The organism is Actinomyces denticolens, assembly GCF_002072185.1.
In the GTDB taxonomy this organism is placed as follows: Bacteria; Actinomycetota; Actinomycetes; order Actinomycetales; family Actinomycetaceae; genus Actinomyces; species Actinomyces denticolens.
Genome location: NZ_MVIW01000058.1, coordinates 1 through 10302 on the forward strand (window position 1 = coordinate 1; position 10302 = coordinate 10302).

The 10302-nt window shown below is 72.3% G+C and carries 8 protein-coding genes; 5 read left to right on the top strand and 3 right to left on the bottom strand.

Going from position 1 to position 10302, the window contains the following annotated elements; translation table 11 throughout:
- Positions 1–961 (bottom strand): thiamine ABC transporter substrate-binding protein (locus tag B1H55_RS11495; RefSeq protein WP_080461750.1); only part of this gene is annotated, 961 nt, incomplete at its 3' end.
- Between the two features lie 435 nt (positions 962–1396).
- On the opposite strand from B1H55_RS11495, the gene B1H55_RS11500 reads away from it, so the two are divergent.
- The 4 genes from B1H55_RS11500 (at position 1397) to B1H55_RS11515 (ending at position 7254) form a co-directional block, all read left to right on the top strand.
- Positions 1397–1678 (top strand): DUF4235 domain-containing protein, encoded by a 282-nt coding sequence (locus B1H55_RS11500; RefSeq protein ID WP_073453628.1) that lies wholly within the window; start codon positions 1397–1399, stop codon positions 1676–1678.
- Positions 1679–1768: 90 nt separating this feature from the next.
- Positions 1769–3523 carry a tetratricopeptide repeat protein gene (locus tag B1H55_RS11505; protein WP_077240716.1) on the top strand — a complete coding sequence of 585 codons (1755 nt, stop codon included), beginning with the start codon at positions 1769–1771 and terminating at the stop codon, positions 3521–3523.
- A gap of 38 nt (positions 3524–3561) precedes the next feature.
- Positions 3562–5952: a heterodisulfide reductase-related iron-sulfur binding cluster gene (locus B1H55_RS11510; RefSeq protein WP_077240717.1), complete on the top strand. Its 2391-nt coding sequence runs from the start codon at positions 3562–3564 to the stop codon at positions 5950–5952.
- A gap of 330 nt (positions 5953–6282) precedes the next feature.
- Positions 6283–7254: a hypothetical protein gene (locus tag B1H55_RS11515; RefSeq protein WP_077240718.1), complete on the top strand. Its 972-nt coding sequence runs from the start codon at positions 6283–6285 to the stop codon at positions 7252–7254.
- A 380-nt stretch (positions 7255–7634) separates the two neighbouring features.
- Here B1H55_RS11515 and B1H55_RS11520 read toward each other — a convergent pair whose 3' ends face one another.
- Positions 7635–8375, bottom strand: coding sequence for an ABC transporter permease (locus B1H55_RS11520; RefSeq protein WP_077240719.1), 741 nt, complete (start codon positions 8373–8375; stop codon positions 7635–7637).
- On the bottom strand, positions 8372–9193 hold the full coding sequence (locus B1H55_RS11525; RefSeq protein WP_077240720.1) for an ATP-binding cassette domain-containing protein: 822 nt from the start codon (positions 9191–9193) through the stop codon (positions 8372–8374). Before B1H55_RS11525 ends, B1H55_RS11520 begins: the two co-directional genes overlap by 4 nt.
- A gap of 358 nt (positions 9194–9551) precedes the next feature.
- On the opposite strand from B1H55_RS11525, the gene B1H55_RS11530 reads away from it, so the two are divergent.
- The coding region (locus B1H55_RS11530; protein WP_205635522.1) for a histidine kinase at positions 9552–10302 on the top strand (751 nt) is incomplete at its 3' end.

Below are 10302 nucleotides of genomic sequence, written 5' to 3' on the forward strand. Positions count from 1 at the left end.
ACATGTACATGGAATCGGGGATCGCCGTCTGGACGTCCTTGGTGAGGAGCCATTCGATGAAGGCCTTGGCGCCGGAGGGGTTCTTGGCGCCGGCCAGGACGCCCGCGTACTCGACCTGCCGGAAGGCGGTGGCCGGGACGGAGGCGGTGGTCGACGTCGTCCCATCGGCGCTGACGGTGGCGGCGGGCGAGGAGGAGTAGGACAGGACGATCGGGTAGGCGCCCTTGCCCTCGCCCGCCGAGAAGTCGACGCTGTAGGCGGCGGTCCAGCCCTCGACGATCTTGGCGTCATTGGCCACGAGCCGCTTCCAGTAGTCGGCGAAGCCGTCCTCCCCGAAATGCGCGATGGTGGCCAGGAGGAAGCACAGGCCGGTGGTGGAGGTGGAGGGGTTGATGAGGACGGCGAGCCCCTTGTTCTCCGGCTTGGCGAGGTCTTCGAAGGAGGCCGGCGGAGTGAGGCCGTGGTCGGTGAAGTAGGCGACGTCGTAATTGAGGGCGACCTCGCCGAAATCGATGGGGGCGATGGCGGCGGAGCCGTCCACGAGGTAGTTCTCGGCGCCGGCGGGCAAAGTGATGGAGGAGGCGGGGTCGACGACGCCGCCCGCGACCAGGCGGGAGATGAATGAGTTGTCGATGCCGAAGAAGGCGTCGCCCAGCGGCGCGTCCTTGGTGAGGACGAGCTGGTTGGCGAGCTCGCCGCCGCTGCCGGACTTCGAGATGGACACCGTCAGGCCGGAATCCTTCTGGAAGGCGTCCAGGAGGTCCTCGGGGAGGTTGAAGTCGTCGTGGGTGAGGACGGTGATGGCGTTGGCGGCGGTATCGCCGCCGCTCTTCCCGCCGCAGGCCGCCAGGGTGAGGGCGGCGGCGGCCGAGCCGGCGAGCAGGGCGCGGCGGGTGAGGACCGGCGCGGGAGCCGCGCGCCGCGGGGCGCCGGGCGCGGTCGGAACGGTTGATGCGGTCATGGTGCCTCCTGGTCAGGTGCCTGGAGGGCCCGCGCACCCCGGTGGCGCGCGGGGAGAACTCGACTTCCTTCGCCGGTGCGAGCCGGAGCAGGTTCGAGGGTCTGCGGTTACCCGCACTCTCAGCGCCCGCCCCCGCCGTCGATGGCGGGGCCCGGCGCTCCCCTGTCGTAGTGGCCCCAGCATAGCCGGGCGCGGATCATGCGCCCCCAGTGCGAGCCCCCGCTGCGGCCCCGGCCTCTCACTGCGCCCCCGGCCCGCAGATACCGTCTCAGCCCGGCGCTGCGCCCTCATCCTCGCAGTTCGAGGGCGCAACGGCGGGACGAGACGGTATCTTGGGGGTGAGGACGCGAGTTCGACGGCCATCGACCAGGACGACCCGCGGATGGGGCATGATCGTCCTATCGCACCCCGCTCGCCGATCGAAGGAGCCCCGCCATGTCCGGCAAGACCACCGTTGACTTCGCCTGGAAGGCGACCGCCGCCGTCGCCACCCTGGCCGCCGGCTTCGTCGCCGACAAGGCGCTGGGCACCGCATGGAAGACCATCACCGGCAAGCCCGCCCCCAACGACGAGTCCCAGCTCCTGGACTACCGGCTCATGGAGGTCGTCGCCTTCGCCGCCCTCTCCGGGGCCGCGCTGGCCGTGACCCGCGAGCTCGCCCTGCGCAAGGCGGCCGCCTGGTACGGCGGTCGCGGCCACAACCCCCTCACCGCCTGAGAGAACTCCCCATTCCCGCACGTCGCAGGGCGTGGAACCGTAGGCTCCGAACCGGGTGATCCCTGATCACCGACGACGAATCGGAGCACTATGACCACTCCATCCCAAGGACGCACCCCCGCCGGCCCCCGCTCTGACGCATCCCTGCCCGACGTCGAGCGGCGCGTTCACGAGGCCGCCACTCCTGCTGAGCGCGCGGAGGCCCTCCTCGTCCTCGCGGAGTCGCTGTCCGGCGCCGGGCGCGCCCATGAGGCCGTCGACGCCTCCTCTCAGGCCGTCGCGCTGCTCCGCGCCCTCGCCGACGCCGACCCCGCGGCGCACGCCCCGGGCCTGGCCATGGCCCTCAACAATCTGAGCATCCACCTGGCCGGAACCGGGGACGCGGAGGACGCCCTCCGGGTGGGGCGGGAGGCCACCGCTCTCCTCCGGAACCTGGCGGCCTCCGATCCCGGGGCCCACTCGCCCGGGCTGGCGATGTCCCTGACGAACCTCGCCACGCGCCTCGCGAGCGCCCGACGCCGGGAGGAGGCGCTGCTCACCGCCCGAGAGGCCGTCGACGTCTACCGGGCGCTGGTGGTCACCGCGCCCGAGCTCCACACGGAGAACCTCGCGGGCGCTCTGGCGAACCTGGCGGTCCACCTGCGGGGCACCGGGCGCCGGGAGGATTCCCTCGACGCCGTGCGCGAGTCCGTCGGCCTGTTCATCGACCTGGCCCGGGCCGATCCCGGCGCCCACACCGCGCACGCGGCACGGGGAATGGGCCTGCTCGCCACGTTCCTCAGGGACGCCGGCCGCCAGGAGGAGGCCGCCGCAGCATTCACCGAGCGCATCGGGGAGCTCCCTCCCGCGTCCCGCGCCCATGTCCTCCTGACGCGCCAGGAGTGGAGGCTCACCGGCTCCGCCTCGAAAGCGGGGGGCGCTGGGAGCACCGACCCGGGGGATCTGCTGGCGGCCGTGCGCGAGACCGAGGGGATCGAGGACCCGGGGGACCAGGGCCCCGCCCGCCGGGCGATCAACCAGCACGTCCAGAACCACGCCGCATCCGGCGCGTACGGCGCGCTCCCGCCGCTGCCGGCCTGGGCCACGGTGGCGATCGACGGCGAGCTCGCCGATGCCATGCAGGAGTGGCTCCAGGTGGGCTCGCCCGCCGAGGAGTTGGAGTACGTGGAGCGCCGATGGCCGCGACCGACGGCGGAGCAGGCGGGCAGAATCGCCGCCGTCGCCGATCTGTACGTCGACGCGCCCCGGCTGCGGCGCCTGGCGGGCATCGTCGCTCAGGTCAACCACGACGGCGACGACGGCCTGGCCCGGTTCCGCGCGCAGGTGGCCGGCGCGCAGCTGCTCATCGCCTGGCTGGCCGAACAGGAGGCGGGCCGGGGGCGGGCCTTCATGGAGGCTCATCCGAGCCTGCTCACCGACCCCGCGGTCCGCGAGTACGCGAGCAGCCTCCCCCAGGGGCCGGGGAGGACCGCGATCGCCATGCACCTCAATCTGGCCTCGGTCGCCGGCCCGCAGGCCGCCTACGCGGTCATGGGCGGACTCGACGAGGCTCTGGACGCCGTGCGCGGACTCATCGACGACGGCAACTGGCAGGCACCGATCTTCGCCCTCGCACTGCGCACGGAGCTCTCCGACCACGCGCCCTACGGGACCTTCGCGGGCGCGCTCCACGCAGCGGCCTCGGGCGACGTCGGCACCGCACAGGACCTCCTCACCGAGGCACTGGCCGCGAGCAACACGGCCACGACCGAGGCCTTCGGCCGCCTCCTGTACAACGCGACGCTCAGCCCCGACTGCCCACGGGGCCTCCACGCACTCCTGGGCTCGCTCACCAGCCGGTCCTGATGGCGGGCGGGGAGCCGCCGCGCACGTAGGCTGGGACCGTGACATCGCTCGAGGTACTCCAGGCCGTCTGCACCGCCATCGTGCTCGTGTCGACCGTCGTCGGCGTCGCGGTATTCGGACGCGCCTGCCTCACGATCGCCCGGCGCCTGCGGGTCGGCCGCTCCGTGCCCCGCGAGCGCCTGCGCCCCATCGGCCGCCGCGCCTGGCTCTCGCTCTCCTCCGCGCTCCACCACCGCGCGTTCCGCCGCCGCCCCTGGATCCGGGCGGCGCACTGGCTCGTCATGGTGAGCTTCCCGCTGCTCTTCCTCACCCTCGTCACCGGGTACGGGCAGGTGCTCGGCGGTGCGTCGTTCGCCCTGCCGCTCCTGGGGCACGCCGCCTGGTGGGGGTGGGTCGTCGACCTCATCGCCTGGCTGAGCCTGGCCGGCATCCTCCACCTCGTGGCCGTGCGACGCCGCCTCACCCGCCGGGGCGCGGCCGAGCCCCCCTACGCCGCCGACTCCGAGGGGGGCGCGCGCCCCCGGACCTCCCGATTCGCCGGCTCCACCGCCTCCCAGGCGCATTTCGTGGAGGCGATCATCGCCGTCATCGTCGTCTGCGTCCTCGCACTGCGCATGCTGGAGCACGCCCGCCTGGCCACCTCCCCCGACGCCGCAGAGCGCGCCCTGGCCACCTGGACTCGATTCCCGCTCACCGCCTGGGCCGGTCCCGCGCTCGAGCCCCTGGGGCCCACGGGCCTGGCCGCCGCGATCACCATCGTGGCCACCGTCAAGGTGGTGGTCTCCATGGCGTGGTTCGTCGTCGTCGGGCGCCAGCCATCCATGGGCGTGGCCTGGCACCGCTTCCTCGCCTTCATCAACATCTACGCCCGCCGCGAGCCCGACGGCACCAAGGCGCTCGGGCCGCTCGCCCCCATCGCGCTGCCCGACGGCCGCCCCCTCACCGCGGAGACGATGGACGATCTCGACGCCGCCATGGAGGCCGCCGACGAGGGCACGGGCCCCGAGGTGCGCCTGGGCGTGGGGCGCATCGAGGAGTTCACCTGGAAGGGGCTGCTCGATTTCAACACCTGCACCGAGTGCGGCCGCTGCCAGGACCTCTGCCCCGCCTGGAACACCGGCAAGCCGCTGTCCCCCAAGCTCTTCACCCTGGCCCTGCGCGACCACGCGGCGGCCGCCGCGCCCTACCTGCGCGTCGCCGCCGAGCTCGGGGTCGCCCCCGAGGATGTCGACGACGGCGCCCTGCCCACCCGGGGCATCTCCAGCCCCACCGGCAGCGCGGGGCTCGCCCCCGACTCGGCCCACACCGGCGATGTCCTCGGCGCGCTCCTGGCCGCCAAGGCCGCGCCCACCGAGACCGGCGTCGCCACCCGGCCCGCCCCCCTGGCGGGCGAGGTCATCCCCGCCGACGTCCTGTGGGCCTGCACCACCTGCGGCGCCTGCGTGGAGCAGTGCCCGGTGGACATCGAGCACGTCGATCACGTGGTGGATGTGCGCCGCCAGCAGGTCCTCATGGAGTCGGCCTTCCCCAAGGAGCTCGGCGGCATGTTCCGCAAGCTCGAGTCCAAGGGCAACCCCTGGGGCCTGGCCGCCCGCAAGCGCATGGACTGGGCCAAGGGGCTCGACTTCGACGTGCCCGTCATCGGGGACGACGTGGAGTCCGCGGCCGACGTCGACTACCTCTTCTGGGTGGGCTGCGCCGGGGCCTTCGAGGACCGTGCGAAGAAGACCACCCGCGCCGTCGCCGAGCTCCTGCACACCGCAGGGGTGAGCTTCGCGGTTCTCGGCGACGCCGAGTCCTGCACCGGCGACCCCGCCCGCCGCGCCGGCAACGAGATCCTCTTCCAGATGCTCGCCGCCCAGAACGTCGAGACCCTCAGCGAGGCCGGGGCGACGCGCATCGTCGTCACCTGCGCGCATTGCTTCAACACCCTGGCCCGCGAGTACCCGCAGCTCGGGGGGCATTACGAGGTTCTGCACCACACTCAGCTGCTCAACCGTCTCGTGCGCGAGGGACGCCTGAGGCCGGTCCCGCCCGAGTCCGGGAGCGGGGCCGCGGACAGCGCCGTCCCCACTGTCACCTACCACGACGCCTGCTACCTGGGGCGGCACAACCGCGTCTACTCCCCGCCGCGCGAGCTCCTGGAGGCGACGGGCGCGACCGCCGTCGAGATGCCCCGCAACCATGAGGAGGCCTTCTGCTGCGGCGGCGGCGGCGCGAGGGCCTTCATGGAGGAGTCCATCGGGACGCGGATCGCAGTGGAGCGCTCGCGCGAGGCCATTGGCACGGGCGCGCAGGTCATCGCCACCGCCTGCCCCTTCTGCACCACGATGCTCTCCGACGGCGTCGCCGGCGAGGGGGCGGACGTGCGGGTCGCCGATGTCGCCACCCTCATGCTCGAGGCCGTCCACCGGGGACAGCGGGCCTGAGGGAGGCCGCGGCCTCGGCCTGCGCGTACCGTCTCGCCCCGCATATACCGTCTCATCCTCGCACCGCGCCCTCATCCCGCACATACCGTCCCGGCCCACAGATACTGCCTCGGCCCCCACATACCGCCTCGGCCCGGCGTTGCGCCCTCATCCTCGCAGTTCGAGGGCGCAACGCCGGGGCGAGACGGTTTCTTCGGGGTGAGAGGGTATGTGGGGGGGGTGAGACGGTTTTCCCGGGCTGAGAACCACAAGGCCTCCGACGCATCTCTCTCACTCACCCCAGTGGAAAGAGCGCGGCAGGAGCACGATCCCCCTGGGACCGTCGTACCCATGAGCGCGCTCCCCTCCGACACCACAGACCTGCAAGCACCACTGGCCAGCCCGGTCCACCTGCTCCTCGTGGACGAGGACCCGGCGGGCGGCCCTCACTCCGGCCTCTTCCGGCGCAGCCGAGGACCGCACGCGGAGCTCTACCGCCTACGGCCCGGCGTCTACACACCGAGGAGGGAATGGGACTCCCTGCCCTACGCCAAACGACACCTGGTGAGGATCCTCGCCAATGCGCACGCGCCGCGCGGTCGGCACACCGGAGTCCTCGCCCGCGAATCCGCTGCTGTCGTCCTGGGCATCCCCATGATCGGTCCCCTGCCGAATCGCCTGCAGTTCGCGATCCCCGGCGGCCGCCACGGGGACACCACGCCGCTGGCGCATGTCATCACCGCCCCGAAGGACACCCCCATCGTCATGGCGCACGGCCTGCCGGTGACCGACCCAGCGCATACTGCGGTCGATCTCATGCGCCATCGCTCCTTCCAATCCGGACTCGTCACGCTCGACCACGTTCTGCGCGAAGGACTCGCCACGCTCGAGGAACTGCTCGACGTCGTCGAAGCCCAACCAGGTCGCCAGGGCAACTCACGGGCCCGCCTCTGCCTCAAGCACGGGGACGCGCGCTCCGAATCAGTGGGCGAGAGCCTGTCCCGCGCTGTCCTCATCGAGCAGCACCTGCCCACCCCCGATCTGCAAGTCTCCTACTACGACCACGATGGGCGATTCATCGCCCGCGTGGATTTCGCCTGGCCGGAGCTGCGGCGCGTCGGAGAGTTCGACGGCGCGGGCAAGTACCGGCGCGAGGTCAGCGGCACGGCTCCCGAGCGGGCCCTGATCGACGAGCGTCAGAGGGAGAACCGCATCGAGGTCGTCACCGGACTCAAAGTGATCCGATGGACTTGGAATGACCTCATGCGGCCCGAGAAGTTCTTGAGAATCCTCGCCGATGGCGGCATCGTCCCCCTGCGATGAGCGCACCTGCGCCCTCATCCCGCATATACCGCCTCGGCCCACACATACCGTCCCAGCCCATACATACCGCCTCGGCCCGGCGTTGCGCCCTCATCCTCGCAGTTCGAGGGCGCAACGCCGGGGTGAGACGGTATCTAGAGGGTGAGACGGTATCTAGGGGGTGAAACGGTATTTCGAGCGCCAGGCGGTACTTCGGGAGTGAGACGGCATCTCGGGAGGCGAGGATGGGGCGCAGCGCGGGAGAACCCGGGCCGCCTGACCACCCGCCCGACTACCCGCTGGAGCAGGAACAGGCGAAGGCGCCCCCGCCCGGGATGGGCAGAGGCGCCTTCACCATGCGCGTGGTTTCGGCGGGGCGCTTGGCCCTCGCACAAATCCGCTTACTCCCAGCGCATGCACCACGTGGCGGCCCCGAAGAGAGAAGCGCCGCCAGCGGCGAGAATGGACCAGCCGAGCAGGGCGTGAGTGGCACCGCCGACACTCGTCAGCGGCCACCGCAGCCCGTCCAGCAGGTAAGTGGTGGGAAGGAACTGGGAGAGGGCCTGGACCCCGGGGAGGGAGTCGGTCATCGCGGCCGCGGCCGAGAAGGCCGTCATGGGGACCATGATCACGAGGACGACGGCGGTGGCCGCGGCGGCCGATGGCGCCACGACCCCCACGAGGACGCCGATCGAGCAGAACAGCAGGGTCCCCAGGATGGCGGGCAGCAGGGCGAGGGGCATCCACGGCGTGGCGCTCATGCCGGCGCCCATGCCGAGTCCGATGGCGGCGAGGATGAGCACCTGCACGAGGGTGACCGCGATCGCCACGCTGAGCGCGGCGGACAGCATCGTGGGAACCCGCACCGGGGCGCAGCGCAGGAGCGCTCCCAGGCCCGAGTCCCGCCAGTCGGCCACGCTGCGGGCGCCGGCGAGCATCCCGGTGCAGGCCGCGCCGAAGGCCATGACGCCGGGCCCGATCACATCGAGCATCGGAGCGGAGGCCGCCACGGTCCGCCCGCTCACGGCGAGTGCGAGACCGACGAGCAGCACGGGCGGCAGCACGAGGGAGAAGACGAGCGCGACGGGATCGCGCAGGTAGGTCCGGGCGATGGAGCGGGTCAGCGCCTTGTAGGAACTCATGCCAGCGCCCCCTTGTTGCCCAGGACGGCGGGCATGGGGTCGAGCGCGGTGACGCGGCCCCGGGGCCGGGCGGTCATGGCGGCCCGCCCGAGTGGCGGCGTCAGGCACCGGTTCGAGTCGGCGACGAAGGCGGAGGCCGGCCCGACGGCGACCACTCGGCCATCGTCGAGGACGGAGACGCAGTCGCACAGGGTCCCCAGCTCGCCGAGCAACCGGGCGGCGCAGACCACGGTGGTCCCCTCGCCGCGGGCCTCATCCAACGCGTCCAGGAGGTCGGCGCGCTCAGAGCCGTCCAGGTCGGCCATGGGCTCGTCGAGGAAGAGGACCTCCGGGTGGTGCACCATCGCGGAGGCCAGCGCCAGCATCCGACGGGCGCCCACCGGGAGCAGTTCCACGCGCCAATCGCGCACCTGACCCAGCCCCATCTGGTCGAGGAACTGGCGGGCGCGGGCCTGAGAGGCCCCCAGGAGCGAGGCCACCGTGCTCAGATGCTCCCACACGGTGGCATGCGAGAAGAAGGCCGACGCCGTGGCCTGCACGCCGACCCTCGCCAGGAGCGCGCGGTCGCGCCCACCGGGGGCGCGGCCGAGGAGGGAGACCTCGCCGGTCTGGGCCCGCCGCGCGCCGTAGAGGACCTTGAGCAGAGCGGTCTTCCCCGCTCCACTCGGGCCGATCAGCCCGTGGAAAGCGCCCCGCTCCACCACGAGGTCGACGTCGTGGAGGATCTCCCGGCCGTGGAACGACTGGTTGACACCTCGAGCGCTCACCGCAGCAGCACGGCCATCGCGCGTCGCGGGGGCGCCGAGGGCAGCGGTCATGGACTCAATCCTCCCGGGCCGGGGCGCATCGTGGCTGTTGCCGTCAGGCGCTCGGCAGTCGGTCGTAGTATCAGGGTCGTTCACCCGCGGTCGCGCTGGGCGCGGGCCGCAGATGCCGACCGACGGGGGCGGTCGCCCGCGGCCGTCGGCTCGGGACCAGCATCGCTTCTCACCCGGCGACGCGGAATCCTGCCTTCCGCGCGATGCCACTCCTCCCAAAGGCGGATCGCGCCCCGACGACGTCGACGGCGAAGACCGGCTCCCGGGGGCACGGAGTCCTTGGGAATGGGCGCAGATGCAACACCACTGATGCTGACGAGCCCACCTTTCGCCCAGGAAGGTGGGCTAGCCTCGGCCTGTGAGCCCGGCATCCGCATCCCTGGGGACGCTCCCCGCGCCCCGCCCCTCGTGGCGGGAGCGGCTTCAGGCGCCCCGTCTGCAGTGGACGGTCCGCGGGGTCCTCACCGCCCTCCTGGCGCTTCTGGCCAGCGCGGACCTCAGCGCGAATGGCGCGGACCTGTACACGACGCTCTCCCTGCTGTCGGTGCCCGCGCCCGTGCTGTGCCGCCGGTTCCCCTGGGCGGTCACCTGCGTCCTGATGGCAGTCACCATCCCGCTCGTGGCCAACTCGTTCTTCACCGCGGCTCTCCTGGCCGACATCATCACCCTCCCGCTGCTCATCGTCGACGGCAGAGTCCGCCAGGCGGGATTGCTCTTCCTCTGCTTCCCCATCGGCTGGCTGGCGGCGCTCCTACTTGGCCACCCACTGACGGACGTGCCGTTAGTTGAGGTGTTCCTGCTGGCGTCGGGGGCCAATATCGGTTTCGTCCTGCGCTACTCCCGCGAGATGGTGGCGCGGGAGGCGCGGCTCCGGGAGGCCGCTCTGGGCGCGCAGCGCACGGCCATCGCGCGGGACCTGCACGACACCCTCGCCCGCGCCAACACCCAGATGGTCATGCGAGTCCAGGCAGTGCGCCCCCTGGCCGCTGGGGAGCCGCGCGTCGCCGCGATCCTCGATGAGATCGCGGCGATGGGGCATCGGTCGGTGTCCGACCTGCGCACCATGCTGCGCCTCCTGCGCCAGGACACGCCCACCCCCACCGCGCCCA